This window comes from Sphingobacterium sp. SGG-5 (assembly GCF_011043525.1).
GTDB lineage: Bacteria > Bacteroidota > Bacteroidia > Sphingobacteriales > Sphingobacteriaceae > Sphingobacterium.
On record NZ_JAAKGO010000001.1, the window covers coordinates 1 to 22,990 of the forward strand.

General features: G+C 44.0%; 12 protein-coding genes. 3 read left to right on the forward strand and 9 right to left on the reverse strand.

Annotated elements, in window-relative coordinates; genetic code table 11:
• Positions 1-432 precede the first annotated feature (432 nt).
• The 3 genes from G5B30_RS00005 to G5B30_RS00015 all read left to right on the forward strand — a co-directional run bounded on the left by G5B30_RS00005 (position 433) and on the right by G5B30_RS00015 (position 7,611).
• Positions 433-1,137 carry a response regulator transcription factor gene (locus G5B30_RS00005; protein ID WP_206366955.1) on the forward strand — a complete coding sequence of 235 codons (705 nt, stop codon included), beginning with the start codon at positions 433-435 and terminating at the stop codon, positions 1,135-1,137.
• Between the two features lie 493 nt (positions 1,138-1,630).
• Complete coding sequence (gene gltB / locus G5B30_RS00010; RefSeq protein WP_165317903.1) at positions 1,631-6,127, forward strand: glutamate synthase large subunit; 4,497 nt, start codon at positions 1,631-1,633, stop codon at positions 6,125-6,127.
• Positions 6,128-6,144: 17 nt separating this feature from the next.
• Positions 6,145-7,611, forward strand: coding sequence for a glutamate synthase subunit beta (locus G5B30_RS00015; RefSeq protein ID WP_165317904.1), 1,467 nt, complete (start codon positions 6,145-6,147; stop codon positions 7,609-7,611).
• A gap of 1 nt (position 7,612) precedes the next feature.
• On the opposite strand, the gene G5B30_RS00020 is transcribed toward G5B30_RS00015, so the two are convergent.
• The 9 genes from G5B30_RS00020 to G5B30_RS00060 form a co-directional block, all read right to left on the reverse strand.
• Entirely contained in the window at positions 7,613-8,620 is a 1,008-nt protein-coding gene (locus tag G5B30_RS00020) for a type IX secretion system membrane protein PorP/SprF (RefSeq protein WP_165317905.1), read from the reverse strand.
• A gap of 8 nt (positions 8,621-8,628) precedes the next feature.
• A complete protein-coding gene (locus G5B30_RS00025) occupies positions 8,629-10,173 on the reverse strand; it encodes a gliding motility-associated C-terminal domain-containing protein (protein ID WP_165317906.1) in 1,545 nt (514 codons plus the stop codon).
• A 6-nt stretch (positions 10,174-10,179) separates the two neighbouring features.
• Entirely contained in the window at positions 10,180-14,847 is a 4,668-nt protein-coding gene (locus G5B30_RS00030) for an Ig-like domain-containing protein (RefSeq protein ID WP_165317907.1), read from the reverse strand.
• An 11-nt stretch (positions 14,848-14,858) separates the two neighbouring features.
• Positions 14,859-15,608 (reverse strand): hypothetical protein, encoded by a 750-nt coding sequence (locus G5B30_RS00035; RefSeq protein WP_165317908.1) that lies wholly within the window; start codon positions 15,606-15,608, stop codon positions 14,859-14,861.
• Between the two features lie 32 nt (positions 15,609-15,640).
• Complete coding sequence (locus G5B30_RS00040; protein WP_165317909.1) at positions 15,641-16,870, reverse strand: hypothetical protein; 1,230 nt, start codon at positions 16,868-16,870, stop codon at positions 15,641-15,643.
• Positions 16,871-16,929: 59 nt separating this feature from the next.
• On the reverse strand, positions 16,930-17,631 hold the full coding sequence (locus G5B30_RS00045) for a hypothetical protein (RefSeq protein ID WP_165317910.1): 702 nt from the start codon (positions 17,629-17,631) through the stop codon (positions 16,930-16,932).
• Positions 17,632-17,931: 300 nt separating this feature from the next.
• Positions 17,932-19,524, reverse strand: a complete 1,593-nt coding sequence (locus G5B30_RS00050) for a helix-turn-helix domain-containing protein (RefSeq protein ID WP_165317911.1) — start codon at positions 19,522-19,524, stop codon at positions 17,932-17,934.
• Positions 19,525-19,643: 119 nt separating this feature from the next.
• On the reverse strand, positions 19,644-20,822 hold the full coding sequence (locus G5B30_RS00055; RefSeq protein WP_165317912.1) for an SGNH/GDSL hydrolase family protein: 1,179 nt from the start codon (positions 20,820-20,822) through the stop codon (positions 19,644-19,646).
• Between the two features lie 8 nt (positions 20,823-20,830).
• The gene (locus G5B30_RS00060; RefSeq protein ID WP_165317913.1) at positions 20,831-22,987 is read right to left on the reverse strand and encodes a DUF5689 domain-containing protein; all 2,157 of its coding nucleotides are present in this window, start codon (positions 22,985-22,987) and stop codon (positions 20,831-20,833) included.
• Positions 22,988-22,990: the final 3 nt, after the last annotated feature.

The following is a 22,990-nucleotide window of genomic DNA, read 5'->3' on the forward strand; positions in this document are numbered from 1 at the left end:
GGCTCATACTTGCTGTAATCTACCTCTTCCTGTGCAAAACCTTCCATATTGTCGGATAGGTTGATACTTAATTTATTCATTTTACTTGACTTTTTATGTCAAGGCATTTCAGTATAAGACAAAACTCCAAACCTAATTAGGGATAACAGTTTCCCAACCGGAGATACAGTTTCTCCAACAAGGAAAACTCCAAACCTAATTAGGGATAACAGTTTCCTAACAAGGAAAAACTCCAGACCGACATTGTATCGGGGTATCCTGTGAGGTGTGTAAGTCGATCACAAAAAAGAGCCGAATCGGAATAAATCACCAAAAAGCACTACTTTAGTGAATGCAAGAATAACAAAAACCTCTTGCAACGTTACCAGACTTTCATTAATTTAGGTCAATTTTTTACCAATCCGAAATAAAAGACATTTTGGTAATCTAATTATGGACCTACTGGAAACACAGTTGCATGGTATATCCAAAAGATTAAGGACAGGAAGTCTCAGCATTCCCGATATCGGTGATATTTTGCCTGCCTCACTGATGTTACATGACCTAGATGGATTGCAGCCTATAGGTTGCAACTATATGAACAATTGGGGCTGTGAACATCTGGGCACCTCAGTAGATGAAGTCAATGAGCTGGGCAAAGCCTACTACGAACGATACTTTGTCCCTGAAGAATCCCTTGCTATATTCGAAGGAATGAACAATTACCTCGTTATAGGTGACTTCGATAAACAATACAATTTCTTTCAGCGGGTCAAACTACATAACGATATAGATTATACATGGTTTTATACCGTCTGTAAGGTAGTCCAAGTCAAAGCCGCCGTCGGTACAGAAAACAAGATTATACTGCTTTCTTCACCAGTTCTTGGTCTTGACAACCTAATTGCCCGCGTAACCAAGACCTTAGACCAAGACTGCTATATCCGTGCCAACTACCGTCGGTTCGCCGAACTGACGAAGCGGGAAAAAGAAATTATTACCCTATTGGCCAACGGCAAGTCAACACGGGAAATTGCCGAACAACTGTTCATATCCGACCATACGGTGTCCACCCACCGGAAAAATATCATCCGCAAAATAGACTGCAAATCCTTTGCAGCATTATTGAAGTTTGCACTAGCATTTGATTTGATTTAGATTTCGCGTCTAGGCACGAAGTTTTTTGCCCTTCCGGACGGGGTTGTTCTCTTGCCGGACAGGCAGGCACTTGGTATCGGCCAAGTGCCCAAGCCTCGTCGCTGTGCCCAGATGCTACTAAGCTAATGCTTCCTCTTACAAACCGCATCTGACCAAAGGCGACATTTTTAGCCCTTGTACGGGTTCTGCTTGTCTCTCGCTGTATTTCTTTCTTTTCTAATTTTCTTATCTCATATCTCAATACTCAAATCTAATGTCTAACATCTCAAATTCCTTAACTTCATAACCTCGCGACTTTATAACCTTGTAAAAGCTATGTAACCTCGTAACCCTGTAAACCTACAAAAAACCAAAATACAAATTCCTCAATATTATTTAGAATAATTACCAATAACATAAGTAAACTATATTTTTTTTGATTTTTTTACAAATTTTATGATGAATAATTTCTATATTAGCAAACTGTTTTGATAAGAATAAAAGATTTAATAAAATGCAGCAAGAAGGACTTTATAACCCGGAATTTGAACATGATGCGTGTGGAGTAGGGTTTGTCGCCCACATCAAAGGGCAAAAATCACATACGCAGGTGAAGGATGCATTGACGATGTTGGAAAACATGGAACACCGTGGTGCATGTGGATGTGATCCCGAAAGTGGGGATGGTGCAGGAATAATGATACAGTTACCTCATGAGTTTTTGTGGGAAGAATGTATCCACTTGGGCATACAGCTGCAGGAGCCAGGCTATTACGGTGTGGGCATGGTTTTCCTACCCAAAGAGCCAGAACTTAACGCGATATGCAGAACGGTTATCCAAGATGCCGCCGCCGATCGAAAGATGGATTTCCTTGGCTTCCGAGCCGTACCTGTCAACCGTGAAGGTATAGGTCCTACCGCCTTGAGTGCCGAACCGGAAATTGTCCAGTTCTTCGTTGCACGGCCCGACGGGATAACAGACACCGAGGATTTTGAACGAAGGTTGTTCGTCTTACGAAGACTCATCATCCAGAAAATCAAATCCCACCAAGAATATCCCCTCCCACTTTATATCGCTTCTCTTTCCTGCAAAACAATCATATACAAAGGCCAGCTGACTACCTATCAGGTCGGAACATACTTCAAAGATTTACGGGATCCACGCGTTGTATCGGCATTCGGTTTAGTACACTCCCGTTTTTCGACTAATACCTTTCCGTCCTGGTCGTTGGCGCAGCCTTTCCGCATGATGGCACACAACGGAGAAATAAACACCCTCACAGGAAACCTCAACTGGTTTTATGCGGGCGTACGTTCGCTCTCTTCGCCTTATTTTACGGACGAAGAAATGGAAATTCTCCTTCCTGTGGTCGACAAAGGGCAGTCGGATTCAGCCTGTTTGGACAATGTGGTCGAGCTGTTGCTGCATAGCGGCCGTAGCTTACCGCATGTTATGCTTATGCTCGTCCCCGAAGCATGGGATGGCAACACGCAGATGGATCCCTTGAAAAAAGCTTTTTACGAATATCACGCCACATTGATGGAACCGTGGGATGGGCCGGCGGCTTTATGTTTTACCGATGGAAAAATCATTGGAGCCACTTTGGATCGCAATGGTCTGCGCCCCTTACGCTTTGCCGTTACTTCCGACGATCGTGTCGTAGTTGCTTCCGAAGCGGGAGCATTGCCGATCGATGAAGCGACCATCATCCGAAAAGGACGCCAACAACCGGGAAAAATATTTGTCGTCGACATGGAAGCCGGCCATATCCGCACCGATGAGGAAGTCAAAGGTGAGCTTATTCGTCAGCAACCTTATGGCGATTGGATCAACACGTATAAAATCAAACTGGAGGAATTGGCGCAACCGCGTGTCACGTACACCTATCTGTCCAAGGAATCCGTTTTTAAATACCAACAGTCATTCGGCTACTCGCGGGAGGATCTCGAAACCATCCTGACACCGATGGCACTGACCGGATACGAGCCCATCGGGTCGATGGGTACAGATGTGCCTTTAGCCGTATTATCGGATCAACCGCAACATCTATCCAGCTATTTCAAACAGTTTTTTGCGCAGGTCACCAACCCGCCTATCGATCCGATACGCGAGCGGTTGGTCATGAGTCTGGCTACTTTTATAGGTAATGCGGGAAATATCCTTATCGAGGATAAAAAATCCTGTCACTGTGTTACGTTGGAACACCCTATTCTGACTTCAAGTGAGTTGGAGAAACTGCGGTCTATCGACACGGGGGTATTCCAAGCGAAAACATTGCAATCGTATTTCCGTGCCGACGGGAAACCGGGCGCCTTAGAGACGGGCATCGCACGCCTGTGTCGCTATGCTGACGACGCTGTCCGCGATGGCTTCGAAGTCATTATTCTCTCCGATCGGGCTATCGACTCCCAACACGCAGCCATACCCTCCATCCTGGCTGTGTCTGCTGTTCATCACCATTTGATCAAGACAGGTAACCGCGGTGCAGTAGGTCTGGTAGTTGAAGCGGGAGATGCCTGGGAAGTCCATCATTTTGCTTGTCTACTGGCATTTGGTGCAACAGCGATCAATCCTTATATGGCATTGGCCAGCATCCGTACTTTGAAAGAGCAAGGGCAATTGGATACCGAACTGACTTGGGAAGATCTGAAGAAAAATTATGTGAAGGCGGTATGTAGTGGCCTCCTGAAGATTTTTTCGAAAATGGGTATTTCCACGCTACAGTCGTATCATGGTGCCCAAATTTTTGAAGTACTGGGTATCGATAAGGCGGTCGTAGATACATATTTCTGTGGAGCGGTATCCCGTATCGGCGGACTGGATCTGGACGATATCGCACGTGAAGCGTTGGCAAAACACCATAGAGGTTTTGAAAACAGCCGTACCATACGCAATCTACTTCCTGAAGGCGGTATTTATCAATGGAAAAGACGTGGCGAAGGTCACCTCTGGAATCCGCAAACGGTACACCTGCTCCAACAGGCCTGTCGGACGGATGACTTTGACAGCTTTAAGAAATATTCGGCACTGATCAATAACCAAAAGGAACATATGTTCACTTTACGGGGATTATTGGAGTTTGCCAAACACCGCACACCAATTTCCATCGACGAAGTGGAGCCGGCAAGTGAAATCATGAAACGCTTTGCCACCGGCGCCATGTCCTTTGGTTCGATTTCGCACGAAGCACATAGTACCTTGGCGATCGCCATGAACCGTATCGGCGGTAAATCCAATACCGGGGAAGGTGGAGAAGATGAAATCCGCTATCAAAAACTGGAAAACGGTGACTCTATGCGCTCAGCTATCAAACAGGTGGCATCCGGGCGTTTTGGTGTGACCTCCAATTATCTGACACAAGCGGATGAATTGCAGATCAAAATGGCACAGGGCGCTAAGCCGGGAGAAGGCGGTCAGCTCCCGGGACATAAAGTAGACGACTGGATCGCACGGGTCCGCCATTCTACACCGGGTGTGGGTTTGATTTCCCCGCCTCCACATCACGATATTTATTCCATCGAAGATTTGGCTCAGCTGATATTCGATCTGAAAAATGCCAATAGAGCAGCACGCATCAACGTCAAACTCGTATCTAAAGCCGGTGTCGGTACCATCGCCGCCGGGGTAGCAAAAGCGCATGCGGATGTTATCCTGATAGCGGGTTATGACGGTGGTACAGGTGCTTCGCCTATCAGTTCGATCAAACATGCCGGGCTACCTTGGGAGCTCGGTCTCGCAGAAGCCCATCAGACTTTAGTGCAGAACAAACTGCGCAGCCGCGTCGTCCTTCAAGCGGATGGACAGATGAAAACAGGACGTGACTTGGTCATCGCTACACTCCTCGGTGCGGAGGAATGGGGCGTCGCAACGGCCGCTCTGGTAGCGGGAGGTTGTATCATGATGCGTAAATGTCACCTGAATACCTGCCCCGTAGGTGTGGCCACGCAAGATCCTGAATTACGTAAACTGTTCTCCGGAAAACCGGAAGACATCGTCAACTTATTCCGCTTCCTGGCGGAAGAGATGCGGGAGATTATGGCCGAACTGGGTTTCCGTACCATTAATGAGATGGTCGGAAGGGCGCAGTTCTTGAAAAAAAGTGAACATGTCGGCCATTGGAAGTCGAAAAAAGTAGATTTTACGGGCATATTGCATGTCGCTACCGATCGAGAAGCGTCGCTGTACAATACGGAAGAACAAGACCATGGTATGGCGATGATCTTGGACTGGGGTTTATTGAAACAAGCTAAAACAGCACTGGAAAGCAGAACACCGGTATTCGGCACGTTCCAGGTAAAAAACACCGACCGTACGATCGGAACATTACTTTCCAACGAAATATCCAAACTCTACGGTGCAGAGGGTTTACCGGATAATACGATCAACTTCAAGTTTGAAGGTTCAGCAGGTCAGTCTTTCGGTGCTTTCAATACGAAGGGTATTTCGTTTGAACTGGAAGGCGAAGCGAACGATTATGTCGGCAAAGGGCTATCCGGCGCGCAACTGGCCATTTACCCGGCCAAGGAAAGTACACTGGTGCCACATGAAAATATCATTATCGGCAATGTGGCGCTGTATGGTGCCACCTCGGGCCATCTCTTTATCAACGGCATGGCTGGCGAGCGATTTGCAGTGCGGAACTCTGGTGCAACAGCCGTTGTGGAAGGTATAGGTGATCATGGTTGTGAATATATGACGGGTGGACGAGCACTGATCCTCGGTGAGACGGGCCGTAATTTTGCGGCAGGGATGAGTGGCGGTATAGCCTGGGTTTACGATATACAGGGCACATTCCGTGACAACTGTAACCAAGAGATGGTAGACCTCGATCCGCTGGACACGGAAGATGAAACCATCATCATACAATTGCTGAAACGGCATAGCCATCTGACGAACAGTGAAAGGGCAGCTTATATACTAAACAACTGGGCATCAGAAAAACACAAATTCATCAAAGTATTCCCACGGGAATACAAAAATGTATTAAAAAAGAAATTAGTTGTAGCTTAAATAAGAGGAGAATAATCATGGGAAAAGCAACAGGATTTTTAGAATTTGATAGATTACTTCCTCAGAAAGATTCTGTGGAAAACAGAAAACAGAACTATCAGGAGTTTGTACATTTCTTTACCGAAGACCAGCTCAACGGTCAGGCTGCCCGGTGTATGAATTGTGGGATACCATTTTGTCACTCCGGCTGCCCGCTGGGCAATGTGATACCGGAATTCAACGACGCGGTATACGATGGCAAGTGGGAAGAAGCCTATAATATTTTGGTATCGACCAACAACTTTCCCGAGTTCACCGGACGTATCTGTCCGGCACCTTGTGAATCGGCCTGTGTATTGGGTATCAACAAAAACCCAGTCGCTATCGAAGAAATCGAGAAACATATCATCGAAATTGCTTATAAGAAGGGGTACGTAAAACCGAACAAGAGTTATATCAAAACCGGCAAAAAGGTTGCCGTTGTCGGCTCCGGTCCTGCAGGACTTGCTGCGGCTGCACAATTGAATAAAGCCGGACACGATGTAGTGGTGTACGAACGCGACGATAAAGTCGGCGGACTGCTTCGCTATGGTATTCCCGATTTCAAGCTGGACAAGTCGGTCATTGACCGTCGCGTAGAGATCATGCAGCAGTCGGGGGTAGAATTCCGCACGAATGCCGAGGTAGGAAAGAATGTACCAGCTTCCGAACTGGGCCAGTACGACGCTGTCGTTTTATCGGGTGGTTCAACAATACCCCGCAACTTGAATATCCCGGGGCGGGAACTGAAAGGCGTGCATTTCGCGATGGACTTTCTGAAGCAACAGAACAAACGAGTAGGCAACTCACCTATTGAAGTCGAAGAAATTCATGCCGGAGGAAAGAACGTCCTGGTAATCGGTGGTGGAGACACCGGTTCAGACTGTGTGGGCACATCCAATAGGCACGGTGCCAAATCGGTTACACAATTTGAGCTGATGCCGCAACCACCACAATCGCGTACAGAAGCGATGCCTTGGCCAACCTATCCGATGCTATTGAAAACGACAACTTCACATGAGGAAGGTTGCGATAGATACTGGGCGATCAGTACAAAAGAATTTCTCGGCGATGAAAACGGCAACCTACGGGCAGCACTTATTGTCGACCTGGAATGGGAAAAAGATACACTGGGCAGACCAGTGAAATTTAAAGAGGTCGAAGGTTCGCAACGTGAACTACCTTGTGAACTGGTCACGTTAGCAATGGGTTTCCAGCATCCGCAGCATGAAGGGCTCCTCGCGCAACTGGGGGTAGCTTTGGACGAACGTGGAAATATCAAAGCCAAAGAAGGAGAATACAAAACGAGCGTAGATAAGATCTTTACCGCAGGTGATATGCGTCGGGGCCAGTCTTTGGTGGTATGGGCTATTTCAGAAGGTCGGGAATGTGCGCGCAAAGTCGATGAATACCTCATGGGAAGTACGGTGTTGGAAAGCAAAGAGGCGGTGTATGATTATGTGTAAGCTAAAAATACCTCGGACTCAATATTTGCTTGTCAGCAGCACGGTTGAAAGTTACACCTAATGTAATCTCATGTGTCCCTTGCTCCACCCCCGAAAAACTGTTGAGCATATAGTCATAGGAATACCCTACACGGAGCTTTGGGGTGACATAGAACTGCATAATACCGCTAAATGAGTTTAACGAACTTAACTTCGCTGCGGAGTAATCGGCATAATCCCGGTTAAAGATGCGGCTACGCATACGGTAACCTCCTCCAATCCAAAAGCGTCCATTAAAGATAACCATCGCATTGAGGTCGAGCGATGTCGGTCCGCGAAAATCGTCTTTGACCAATACACTTGGACGCAACAGTAACCCAGGTTCCAACTCGAATACAGCTCCACCGATCAGATAGCCATGTATGTTCCTGTAAAGACTTTCGAGGGCATTCTGATTCAGCACAAAATCTTCCCCGCTATCTGTACCTGCAAAAAGATCGTGCGCCGATACACCAAAGTACCACCTTGGATTACTGTAATAAATCCCCAGACGGATATCCGGCTTCCAAGTGGAGATCATGCCTTCCGATATTTTCGAATCCTGTGCATCATGATAGGACAGTTTTCGCCCGTTCAGACCATATTGCGTGACCCCACCTGCAATCCCTAAGCTAAGACGATGATCACCGAGGTGGTTCAATGGGAGCCGCAGTGCATAATTACCGTAAATAGCCGTTGCCGACTGCACCCCGAGAGCATCCATGGCAAGATGAAGCCCCACACCATGTCGCGCCATCACATCGTCCAACACCCCATCCACAGACAAGCTCCCCGTTTTCGGTGCCCCCTCTAATCCTGTCCATTGACTGCGGAGCCCCAGCTGGCCAAACCACTCTTCCTTGTACCCTGCATAAGCCGGATTGATACTCAGCGAATTAAATATATATTGGGTAAACTGAATATTCTGCTGCCCAAGAGCATGAAAGATGCCCATCACAAAAAAACCATATAGGAAAAGATACTTTTTCATAGCTACCTTTAATTTCGCTTAATCATCACATACCCCTTAAACAAGCGGATGTCCGTTCCTTTATGTCCACGGATAATATAATAGTAGGTACCTTCATTCAAGCCTTCACCAGCCCAAGTATCCTTATAATCCATGTTCTTATACACTTCATTTCCCCACCTATTGACGATAAGAAGCTCGACCCGATCATATGCCTCTGCGCCAAAAATCACAAACCTATCGTTATCTCCATCATCATTTGGCGTAATGATATTCGGAATTTTCAGTTCGCGCGGCATGACCGTTATCCGCACCCGAGCTTTGGAAATCAAGCCATTTTCATCCGTAATTTCATATTCCAGTTCGTCTTCTCCCACAAATCCCGGATTCGGCGTATAGACGATGCTTCCATCCACGACCGTGTATGTACCATGTATAGGCGGGAGAGTCACCCGGACGCTATTGACACGGATCGCCGACGATCCGGGAATTTCATTTTGGAGTACATGGATTGTCACGTCATTTCCAAATTCGATCGTAACCACATCATCCACAGCTGCGGGAGGTATCAGCGAAAACTTTGTAAACCACGTTCCCGACAGTGTAAACGAAGACTTTGTTTCTATATCCTTTCGTGTATGTATACCGGCTCCGTCCAGTCGTGTCACATCCCCCACCCAGTTGCTACCATCGGCATTCTGAACAACCTGAGCATCCGCATCCACGTACATAATCCCGTTGCTGGACATATTGTGTATCAGCGTATAGTCCATCTGCATCGCTCTATCTGCATAGATATTCCACACCCGATCCATACCGATCGTCTCATCCTGAAAAGTCAATCCCGACGCTAAGTAATCTGTTACCGAAACGTATACCTTGCTGTTCATTTGCGAAGGTGCAAGACGTGCCGGCGTATAGTCACCAACCTCCTTACCTACCGGGAATAGCCAATTGCTTATACCCACGAAATTCTTTATCAAGTGTCCTTGAACGGAGTTATCCGTCACCACCATGCGCTTATAGCTGGGATTAAGGATTTCTGCCTGCGTATCCATCTCAAGGTCATGACCATTTAGAAAGATATTGGCACCATCCACACGCAAGTCGATCGACTTGGATAGACGTAAGGCCGCCTTCTTTGCGAGTTGTGGATAATGTCGGGCGCTTATTTCTACGTCTGTAAGGTTAGTCAACTGCAAGCCCTTCGGATTAGTCAGTACAATATTGATATCAATCGCATTGTCACCGTTGTTTCCATCTATCTTCGTCACCTCATCCGTCCAGCTCTCGTAAAAAGGATTGTCGCCCGGACTGTGAATATATATTTTACCCGATCCCGAAATTTTGGCTGTAGGCGAAATCCAGATCTGCCGACTATAGATATGCACCTCGCCATCAATATGCCAATCTGCCTGTGACCCCAGATAAAGACTCTCCGAGAATACCAGTTTGTAGGTATTCGGCAAAACTACTTCCAAACCGTTGCTGGACTCAAAGCTCCCTGCCCCTTCCTGTGCTTTCCCAACGAAAGCACAGCATATTAAACCGATGAGTATCCACGTCCTGTTCATCCTTCATCAATTTCTTTTTACCCTATTGCGCAGCATCGGGTTGGAGATGACTTTTCGGGTTGATACCGGCGCGCAGGACTGCACGGCGACTTCCATTGTAACCATCTCAGAACAAGTCGCTTCAGTCACGGTATAACTAATAGTGGTTGTACCTGGTGCTACAGGAGTCACAACGCCATTAAGAATGGTGGCGACAGCTTCATCGCTGCTTGACCAAACACCTCCGGCCAACCCATTGGAAAGTGTCAGCGTTTGATCCAGACAAACGGGATTAACACCTGCATCAATGGCAATTGACGGAAGATCTATGGAAATAAATCTAATCGTGATTTTTGTACGGTCGCTGGGATGGATAGGCGGTATTCCATTCCACTCATTGGAAATCCGATACTCTGCCTCTACTACACCTGAAGTAAATGAGGGCAAGGGAACGAATGTAATTATACCCGTAGAAGTATTCGCCGTAAATGTCCCTTTTCCTGGAATTTCCAAGATAGTGGAATTGTTAGTCTCATTCTCCGAATCATTATAATCAAATAACCTGATCGTATTGTACAAAACTGTAAACGATTCTTCCTCTACATCCTCATGCGGTTCGACTAATTCTGCTAATGAAATCAAGACGTTACCCGGTTCACATAATATTGTATCAAAAGGCAAGGTGGTGGGAGGATAACCGGCTACGGTAGGTGGTATCGTATCACAATTGAATGAGATCGTATCCATTGGAGCCATAAACGAGGGGCGAAAAGTATTGACCGGAGGATTGTTTGGAACGTAAACATCAAAAATTTGGTTTCCCGTTTGTGACGTATCATAGAAAAGTATCGGATTATTTACATCGCTACCTACCATAGTTCCTGCACTTTGGAAATTAGTCGTACCCGTGAAATAAAAACTGCCATAACCACTTATATCTCCCGAGTTTCTGAAGTCTGTCCCCCTGATGAAGCCGGACAATGCATTTACAATAATGGAGGCTGTTCCTTCAACCTTAAACTCCCCTGTCACCCATATTAATCCATTGTTTTCTGATGTTCCGTTCCCCACAAAATAACTACCAGCAACGATGCTACAATTATTAACCACCTTCGAACCCGCAATATTATGTGATACTACATCGGACACGATAACGACACCATTATTCACCATCTGGCTTATAGAAGAATTTAGGGATAGACTACCTGCAGTGACTCTCAGCCTACTATTATTCTGCAACATAGGCCCTTGAAATTCCACCGAACCTATATTTATAAATTCCAATAAGTTATCATTAGTTAAATATGTCGCAGAACCTAAAATGACATTGTCATAAATTTTCATTGTCCCGTAGTTATTCACTACTGTAGAAATTCCTTGTCCTGCGTTGGCATCTCGTATCTCCATGAAACCCGAGTTATCGAGTGGCCCTCTAATTTCAGTATTTCCATTAGTCATATTTAACGATGCGGTAGCAGAAGCTTTGTTTTCAAACGATCCTCCATTTAATAGATAGAAATTGTTGTTAACTACAAAACTACCGGAATTGATAAAATTGGTATTGTTAGTTTGAACATTGTTCAGAGTCATGGTTGCGTAATTGTTGATATTCGCTCCCGACGAGAACATTGCATTCCCACTTGTCATCTGTACCGTACCATAATTATTTAATGTACCGTTATAATTTTGGAGATTGGTCGAATTAAAAACACCATGATTTTCAAAAGTGATATTATGCGGCCCGTTAGCATTTAAGTTGAACGTCATGGTACCGTGATTGATCACTGTACCGTTCAGGTTTCCGGTAATTGACCCGGTAGTAAAACTTGCTCCTGATGCTATACAGATTGTCCCCCCATTCATTGTAACCTGTCCAGTCCAGGATCCGGATGACAAACAATACGTTTCTCCGGTATTAACTATAATCGAGCCTCCACTGACGGTATGCGTACAGGTCGAACAACCCAATTGCAGGTTTGCATTAGCTGTATTATTGCCCGACACAGGATCAATACCGTCATGTGTTACAGTGGCAATATTATTGTAAACCCCGGTTGCTTTCCGCTGTGCGGTGATGGTCAGCGTCGCCGAGGCAGTGACCGCAAGATTGCCAATCACCCACTTACCGGTACTTGCATTATAGGCAGCCGTTCCGGAAGAATGTGTACTGCTGATATAGATAAAACCTGAAGGTAGTTTATCGGTGACAGTAACGCCAGTAGTTGCATTGTCACCTAAATTCTGTACTGTGATCGTATACGTTACATTCCCACCTATAGGCGGATTAGCATCGTCTATTATTTTACTAATACTCAAATTAGCAGATGGAATATAAGGTGTCACATTAACTGTTACCGAATTATTTCCCGATACCGGATCAGATTCTTGCCCTGCTATCGTAGCCGTATTATTATACGTTCCCGTAGCTAACACCTTTGCCGTAATATCCAGGTTCACTGCTCCCGCATTATTCAGGTTTCCGATTGTCCATTTACCAGATGTGGAATTATACGATCCTTGTGATGCACTACTGCTGACATAAGAATAACCGTTGGGCAAAACATCTGTCACGATTATTCCTGTAGCATCTGCCGGACCAAGATTTTCTGCAGTAATCGTAAATACAACATTGCTACCTGCATTTGGAGTAGCATTGTCTACTATTTTAGAAATCTGTAGATCAGGGAAAACGGGAGTTATCGATGCCGAATCAGTATTATTTGTCGTATTTGGATCACCCTGATTGCTGTATATACTCGCCTTATTCATACGATTTCCGGCAGCCAATACCTTGGCGGTAATCGTTAAAGTAGAAGTAGCATTGTTTGCCAGATTGCCGATAGACCATTGACCATTTGCAGGATTATAAGACCCCGAAGAGCTACTGACATATTGATAACCATTTGGCAGGATATCTGTCACCACTACACCGGTAGCATTATCCGGCCCATTATTTTTTGCCTCTAAAGTGAATATCACGCTACTGTTGACATTCGGTGTCGGCTTATCTACCGTTTTGGTCATCTGCAAATTTGCCATAGCTATCTGGCTGACAGCCCCTGTAATAGTAGGACCTGTTGAACCTCCCCAACTATGCCTGATCCGAAGGGAATTATATGTATTATATACGTATAATCTTATATATAGAGTTTCTCCAGGCAGAATAGGACTTACACTGGTCAAACTCCCTGATTTAGTAGCCCAACTGCCACTTATCGTTCCATTAAAAGAAGAATAGCTCTGTGAAAAATCTTTGGAATAACGTACTTCAAAATTAGCACTACCGCCATCCATTTGTACCTCGAAATTAAACTGTTCCAGGTCTATTTTATAATTTCCGACGGGTGAGAGTGTAAACTGCACATACCTTGACTCATTTAGGTATCCTCCATTTTGGGAAGGATTAGGCCAATTTCCTGTTAGAAAATGTTGATTATGTTGTCCACCATTGGTTAAAGTACCTCCTCCATGATTGGTGATGTTAGATGCGGCGATATTAGATTCTAAAATGGCGGGATCGAAACCGGAGTTTGCACCATCCCATCGAACCAAACCTACGTGATTTATATCAATATTTACCGTGACAGTATTGGACGTCATATTGTGCACATTCGTCACATTATACTGGAAGCTGTCAGTACCTGAATAATTGTTGTTCGGAGTATAAGAGACTGTATTGTCAGGATTGACGACAGCTATACCGTTTGCAGGATTGGCAACTATCGTCACATTGTCAAAAGCCCCGCTTCCCGGCGTGTCATTAGCTAAAACGTTGATGTTCTTCGTTTCATTTACCATCATTGAGACCGCATCAGCCACAGCCGTAGGCTGGGTTGGAGGGCTTATGGCAATGTTTACGGTTGCTTCATTGGACGTACCATTTTCATCCGTGATGGTGTATTTAAAACTATCTGTTCCTGTATAATTTGTGTTTGGCGTGTAAGTCACATTTGTCAATCCGTTTACAGTAATATTCTGTCCGTTTGCCGGTTGTTGGGTGATCGTAATAGCACTTAGGGTGCTGTATGTGTCATTATCCAAGATATCGATATCAACCGGAAAATTTTGTGCTGTTATCGCGTTGTCATTGAACGCATTTGTTAACAAAGCAAGGGAAACTGTTCCTGTAATGGTGGGTGGATAATTAACACCGCCTGAGCGCAGAATATGAAAATTTTGATTGGTATTATAAGCATAAATTCTGACCCTTACGGTTTCTCCGGGCATAACGGGATTTACAGAAGAAAAACTATTAGAAGCACCTGTCCAACCGGTAGGAACACTGGTGTTTCCAATCATAGTATAATATGTTGCAAAATTATCTTTGGAATAACGAACTTGAAAATTTTGACCGTTCGATTGTGCTCTGTAGTAAAAATTGAACTTATCCAAATCTATTTTATAACCCGCATCAGGAGAAATGGTAAATTCAACATATTTCGATGTATTAATACCTCCTCCATTTTGTTGAGGAGTTGGCCAGCCTACTGTTTGGAAAAAATTTTCACCCCAAGCTTCGTGACTTAAAGTAATACCAGTTCCTGTAATATTAGAAGCTGTAATATTCCCTGCCACCACGGTCGGAGTATAGTTGGTATTGTTCCACCTCACCAAACCCGTCTGCCCTTTTACAATTGACCCAAAGGAGAGTACAAAAAGCAGTAGAAATAATTTATAAAACAGGTCCTTCTTCATACCACACAAAATTATGGCGAAGACGGTGTGTCTCTGACCTTAAAAACAATATTCATAAAGGAACCTTCGTCGGCGGTAGTTGCCGACACGTGGTAGGTCAATATCCCTGCATTGGTGACTTGTACGTTATCAAACAAGGTATTGTCATACCAAGTGATATAATAATCAAGCTCATTGGCGGGAATAACAGGTAACGTGTCTGTACCTGCACCAGGACTTTTAATAGAAGACCCCGATATACCATTAAATTGGGCACTGTAGATAGCATGTAGGTCTATTGTCCCTATTTTCGTGCCATTGTCAAATGACATAGCACTATTGAATTCAGAAGGAATGTGGGCTACTTCCGTCGGGATAATAATCGAAGGCATATAGAAAAACCTCGGCAAGGCGGCTTTGAATGCATCGTTATCTGTCAAGAGTCTGTTCCACCGACCGGAGGTCAGGATAGTTCCACTCGTCCAGTAATAATAACCGGGTGTGACGTCTTCATTTGTACCCATGGTCGTCGTGGCCGTATTATAGACCAACAAGGAGTTAACTTTCGCTTCATTCGTAGGCAATTCACCTTGTATCGGACTAAAACTATTTAATCCCGTCAAGGCTACCCGCGGGATTAATAGTCCTTTAGAAGGAGAAAGCATTTCGACAACAGCAGCTTTACTGGGGTCACTGGTGCCATGACCAATCTGTCCGTGAACGGACGAATTCGTGATGATTAGAAATATACCCGTGACAAAACCCCAAAAACACCTCTTCATGTCTAAATGCTACCTCCAGAAAATTACACGGACTAGTTACGTCCTACGATCAACCAGCTTGTACCGTTAGATTTTAGAACCCAACCTTGGAAAGGTAATGCGCCGTATGTAAGCGTACCTGTATTATCAATAATATTTAAATAACCGCTATGGTTATCATCCTCGTTCATAATCTTGACATTGATTACCTGACCAGTATTAGCGGCTACAGCATCAGGTAAAGTAAGCGTCCAATCTGTGCCTCCTAACGTAGTCGTCAAATTAACCTCCTGCACATAAGAATTATAACCTGCAACATCAGTGGCTAAAGCTGTATTTGCTGCAATCGTTCCGGATATAGATCTTACTACCGTTTGCAATACGCCACCGGCATCAGCAGCAACTACAATTTTGTTGGCCTCGTTGGTGGCTTCCAATCCTGTAATAGCCAATGTGTTTGTTCCATCAGTTCCAATAGCTGTAACTTCATTCAAAGTACCACCCAATATAACTTTCCCCTCATTGGCAGTCGCATCAGCACCAATTTTCAAACCGTTATCAGCTTGAACCAGTGACGACAAATCAGCAGCCTGCAAAACACCACCGGCACCTAAAACCATCACTTTTTCATAGGTGGTGACATCTTCCAAACCTGTGATAGCAAGGGTATTAGTTGCACCAGTCGTAGCGATTGTCGTAGTTGCTTCTGTCAATGTGCCACCTAACGTGATCTTACCTGTGACATCATCATAGCTCACACCATTTTCTGCACTGATAAAATCATTAATCAATTCGGAATAATCTACCCATTCCGATGTAGTTCCATCAGTATTATCCGTACCATTTACATACTTGGTCACCAATACTTTCTTATCTGATGTTGCATGTCCTGCAACACCTACTACATACGTTGTCTTACCGTCCACTGTTGTAGAATCTATTTTGACATTTTTCCCTTCATCTACTACAGTCTGTTTTTCGTTATTTCCAGAAACAAAACGCACCCATTTTGTACCGTCCCAGTAGTAGAAACCAGGTTCCGTCGTAGCTCCGCCAGTCGGCTCATTATACACCAACAATGAGGTCGCGGGTGATGTCACAGGAGCTGCCTGACTCAAATCAGGAATACTAATTCGTGGTATCAAAAGACCACGTTTTGTAGAAAATATCTCCACCGCTGCGGACTTATCGGGCGTATTCGTCCCGAAACCTTGTTGGGCATAAACGGCTTGTCCTGCCCACGCTGTAACTAAGAATACAGCGACTAATATTACATTTTTCATTTTTTGATTTGTTTGCATTTTAATTGATTCAGTTAATTATTTGATTTTCTTATATGTATTTAAAACTTATTGATAATTCGCCACCTCGCACCATCTGACACCAGATCCCATCCCGAATACGGTAGAGCTGTATAGAGATTACCCGCAGGTACACCAATGATATTTCCGATCACGTTCACATACCCATCTTCATTGGTATCTTCTTTCTTGATGGTATACTTTTTCCCTTTATTACCTGTTGCCGGTGGCAGTGTAATAGTCACATGACCACTGCTTGCATCACCCAATATCACCGCATCATTCATCTTTGCAGTATAATCCACACCTGTCTCCACGATATTGGTTTTCTCTACATCTAGCTTACTCCATAGTTCATCTATAGCTTCCTGTACACTGTTTGATTGAAGTCCAGATGCCTCATTGTCGTAATCCACCTGACTGGCATTGGCGTCCGCACTTCCGGAAGCCAATACCCATTTGCTACCGTCATTATAATATATACCGACAACAACATCATTCTTGGGGGTTGTGTTAAACACCATCATACCTGCAACATGCGTGGAAAGTGGCGCTGGAAGATCTGTACGCTCTAATGCTACCCGTGCGTGAAGTAGCCCCTTGGATTTGCTCGCCAACTCCAAAATAGCATTCGTATTGGCGACGAATTCTCCTCCTTCACTTCCATCGGACAGCTTCTGCTGCGCATGAGCCATATTTATATATATGGAAAATAAAACGATAAGCAACCCAATAAGTCTCATAAAACTATCGTTTATATCCTATTTTTAATGTTAAAAAATTAAAACGTAATATCATTTCATATTATATCACACAATAAGGCTAAAAACACGGTATCTGGTAGTAACGGAAGGATATCTTAAGGGGCATAACACCACTAATCTTAAAGGCACTCTACACCTCGGGTTAATATTGAATCATATCGCGCTAAAACATTGCCTCATTATTTAAACCCTACAAAGTTAGAGCTTCGCTTCACGCAATACAATAAAGAAAGAATACTATATTATTTTTTGTAGCGAAAACACTACATGGGAAATGTATTAAAATTTACTCTTCTTATCAAACTCGCTTTTTGCAAAATGAATGAACACCGAGGGAGGTAGTCCGGTAACCGTTTTAAAAATAGAAGAGAATTTGCTGTGGCTCGAAAAACCAGCCATATCGGCAAGATAGGACAATTTATAATCTAATAGATCTTTATCTGACCGGATTCTGTTGATGATATAATGTATACGGCTATGTTGGATATAATTATTAAAATCTTTACCCCGATGTTTTTTTATAATATAAGAGATATAACGGGGATTGGTGTCAAACTGTGTGGCCAATTTTGTCAACGACACTTCTTTGTCTAAAAAGAACATTTCTTCCTCCAGCTTAACCAATGTTTCCAATAGACGCTCTTCCGTATCTCCAGAAATCAGTTGTTCTTTCGGATCTTCGAGATCTGTCATCTCACCATTAGATTGCTCCTTCAAGATATTAAAATCAATATTCCCCGCCTTTAGACGCTCCACCAATCCCAGATAATATTGCTTCTCCAGCTTTCGTTTACGGGTGAGATAAAGCAAAACCATCATCAATGTTGAAATCAAAAGAAAAATAAAAAAGCCAGCAAAAAGCATATTATCTTCACTTTTCCGTCGCTCTAATTCCAACTTATTTACGAGTTCGTCGGCAATATTTTTTGCGGATCGTGACCGTGCCTCTTTTACACTCGCAAACATATCCTGGTATCGGATGGCTTGTGCCTGATCACCAAATTGCCGATGATATCGGGAAAAGGTATCGTACAACAGCATTTTAAGCTCCTCTCTTTCTGATGACGCCAAATAAGGTTCTGCCATCTTCAGATAATGCAGGCTTGAATCAGCCTGCCCTCTGCTGATTGCCACTTCTGCTTGCGCCCGATAGATATATGGCTTTAGATTATTTTCTTCACCCTCGATTTTTGACAAGGCTGTACGGAGCAATGAATCCGCCGGATCGAGCTTTCCCAATTTAAGATAAGAAACTGCGAGAAGCTGGTCGTTGGTACCTCTTATAAGGTGCATCCTCGCATCTTGCTGATCCATGGATTTCAATATGTCCCGGGCTTCTGTCAACGGTTTAAGTGCTTCTTCATACCGCTCATCTTCCTGGGCATGAAGGGCTCTCTCATGGGCAATATTGATTTTCGTCAATAAATAACCAGGGGCATCTTTTTGACCTTCATTCGCTTTTTCGGCCAGACCAAGGTGTTTCTGCGATTCATACATCAGCCCTACATGCCGAAAAGAAGTTGCCAAAAAACCTGAAATGCGGGCCTGCCACGCTATAAGAGAAGCATCTCTCGCTAGTTTCTGCGCTTTCAGTGCTTCTTCAAATTCCTGAACGCGATTACCCAAGCTATGATGAATGCCGGCTAATAGCATATGCGACTTGACACGCTGTTCCCTATCTTTCGAAATGGTCAGCAATGAATCGGCCAGTTGTAATGCCTTCGGACCGTCTAAAGCCGAGATGCGGACATATATTTCGTTGTATTTTTTATCGAAATCATCTTGTTGTGCATGTAGTTCTCCGATAGGAAACAGAACACCACAACATATCCATACAAGTAAGCTACTGCTAAAAATAAAAAATCTACACATGGTTTAGGATACGATAAAAATGACCTACATTGCTCAAACAAACATAATGGTATTCCTTCAAAGAAACAAAATTTCTCTTTTCTTGCAATATGGGAAGTATCGTTTTTTACCGGATTACCCTACCAATCTATATTATCTGTTATAAACGCAATCAAACTATTCGCCATCTCCTGATGTTCGGCCACATTAGGATGCCGCGGTGTATTTTTATAGCTAAAGAAATGTGTATATATTTTTTCATCGAAGAGTCCCGCAACTGCATCGCTGATAATCTGAGTATAACGTCCTCCCTGAAACACAACTGCATTCATACTTCCCAATGTACATACAATATGTGCATCCGGATATTTCGTCCTTATCTCAGCAAGAAACTTCTGGTATTTCACGACCAGCTGCTGATCGGTAGGTTGTACGCCTCCATAGCGTTTTTGAAATTCGCTTGGATTATATGAAGGTGTATTTAGTACAGAAGCGTCATTTTGAAAGAGGTTGACCACTACGATATCAGGAATATATTGCGTAAAATCCCATTTTTTGATTTCATCAAATGGATTTATCCGATCATACAGTTCGGGCATGATGATATTGGTATAACCTATAGAAAGCCCTATACCACTCATGGCTATACAGTGGTACTGCGCATTAAAATGCCGAGCTGTAATGGCCCCATACGCTAGATAGTTATTTTCATATATACTCGCAGGACTATCCGTATCTGTATCATCTTCATTAGATCGTCCACAGGTAATGGAGTTACCATAAAATTCAATCTTCCGTTGTTTGAGTGGAGATGGATCCAAGATTTTTCCTTCACCGATGAGCTTAAAACCGAATAACTTCGTATAACTTCTACCATAACCTGCATTCATATGATTAATCTTAAACAGCTCGACACGATGCGTTCCCTCATTCAGATTCTCAGCCAGTGTGTAAAATCTCCGTACCCTATCTACTTTTATCTTACCTTGTACCTGTCCATCGACGATGACATAAAAGTAGTTTTCGTTATTCGGACTAAAATCCTGCAACGAGACTCTAACGCCTTTCCCCTGAAAATTTAACCGCACGGCGGTGCCCGACCAATACAGATATGCTCCATCTTTTCCTTCGATCTCGACACGGCCTTCGTATTGAATTTTTGGATCGTCAAAAGAGACCACAACTTCTTGAGGACTGCCTGTGTCTTGGTCGCCATCTTTCTCTTCTACGACTATAGGGTCTTTCTTAGGATCGGAAGGGATAGTTTTACCGCATGCAAAAAACAATACGATAAGAACCAGATTTATGCTATATTTCATTTTTTCCTTTATTTATTATACCGTATAGCCACATATCCCAATGCCGAGTTGGCATTCCCGCCTATCATTTCTGTTGCATAGGTATTTCCATTGCTAGATAGGTTTTTATCAACAATAAGCCGTATATACACTTTGGGTTTGCTTAACACGGCCAATGGCAATGCAACATTGACATTCTTGAATCCCGGCAATTGATGCAAAAGCGTATTTGACCAGTTGACAATATCTGGCACGGTGTATTTAGCTATCGGCGCCCATATACCATCCATATCGCCATGTTCTGACCATTCTACTGCCCAATATCGTGGACTTCCGGGGACAGTCCAATTCGCAGCCGTAAACTGTAGCGAAAGCTGTGAGGTGGCAACACCTAATGTTGATACTTCAATGATCCAGGCTTCCCCCCTATTCTTCTCATAATTCCACCATAATCTGTTTGCTGCAATACTGCTAGATACGGCCCCACCTTTTCCGTCTTTGTTTGTATCAGAGGATGTATTCTGCTTTGTACCGTTAAGCAACACTCCGGTACCCCATTGGTTATTGTTACCGAGATAATCTTTCCCCACCGGCCCCAAATAGGTGTAATCACTACTTGCTGTCACATTGACATTATTGGATGCATACAGACGCCCATTGTCTCCGTTGGTCGGGAACGCGATACCCGAAGAGAGATTAGGGTATTGATACTCCGCGAGCAAAGCTGAAAACCCATTATCGACATTACTGGCAATCGCAATATCTTCCTTCGCCAGATGGCGAATCTGATAGCGGCCTATATTGCCATAATCGTCCGGATTAGATGCATCTTCATATTCAAATCGGGTAAACGTCTCATGTACAATAACACCTGATACCGAGCCGGACCCTTGCGGAAGGATAGAACCATCTCTGCGATAAGGTACACGGGTATTGGTGAGCAAAAACATACTACTGCCTTGGATATCACGCATAAGTAATGGGTATTTAGATATCCTATGAGCATTAAACAAAGTGGTATATCCTTCATTCACAGGTGTAAGTGAGCCTTTCCGTATCGGGAGCTCACAGTCTTTCAATGTCACAAATGTAAAAATATCATTGTCCGTCAGTTCAGATATGTATTTCTCCTTTTTAACGAGATTGACCGCAGTACCTTGTTCCTGACTCATGACCATAGCGGATGTAACATCTCTGATCGTATAGAAGCTCGGATTATTCTCTATTTCTATAGTCGCACCTTTCAACAATAACTGGACTTTGCTGTACCTTTTGAACACATTGTCTGCTATAGTTGCTGTTTCTATACGAAACCCGTACTGCCCATCCAGACTTTGTATATACACCGTACGATCATTTTGTTCATAATTTATAGTTGTCGGTGTCGTTTGCTGATTTTCACCTACGTTCTGATTCCCTGCGTCACTCACGACATACCCTTGGATAAACAAGTCGCTCGTAATACGCTCACCCGCCCACGTTCGTACTTCCGGATATGTTGCTTCTGTACCGAAAAGATTCTGTGCGTTGGCTTGGAGAAGGTACAACGTAGAGACCAGCTGCTCGCCCCAGCCGTCGGTATATGATAAGCGGATCTGGGCACTACGCAGGTTGTCCATATGCGGATTAGCCTTGACCGAAAAAGTCAACTTCTCATTAGCCGCATCGTATGCAAAATCATCACTCACCCACTCGTCTGTATTTTCTATCGGATAAACAACTTGTATAGCCACATCCTCCATAGGAATATTGGTTTGTAGCTCGCTAATTATCGTACCACCGTCTCCTAACACAGTAGTGTTAAGCATTGGAAAGAGCAATTCTGGGATTTTGGCACCCTGCTGTTTCACTACAATAGTGTCGTATCTCGAACTAGCTTTCGCATAGAGCATCACCAATCCCTTTCGTGGAAAATCCAAATTTTCCTCATAATGGACGGTAAAATCGGCATCTCCATGTAGATCACTAGCCGCCGTAGACATCCAGGAGGCATCATCGGATATCGTTATGTCAAAATCCGCATTGGACAAAACGTGAATGTCAACTTCTCCCGCTGCCGCAGGGACAATATATTCGGACGTTTCAGCACCTAACTCAGATAGCTTAGAAAATTCGGCATCGTCTTTTTTACACCCATACAATCCGACAAAGAGCAATGCTAGTATTAATATTTTAAATCTTTCCATGAT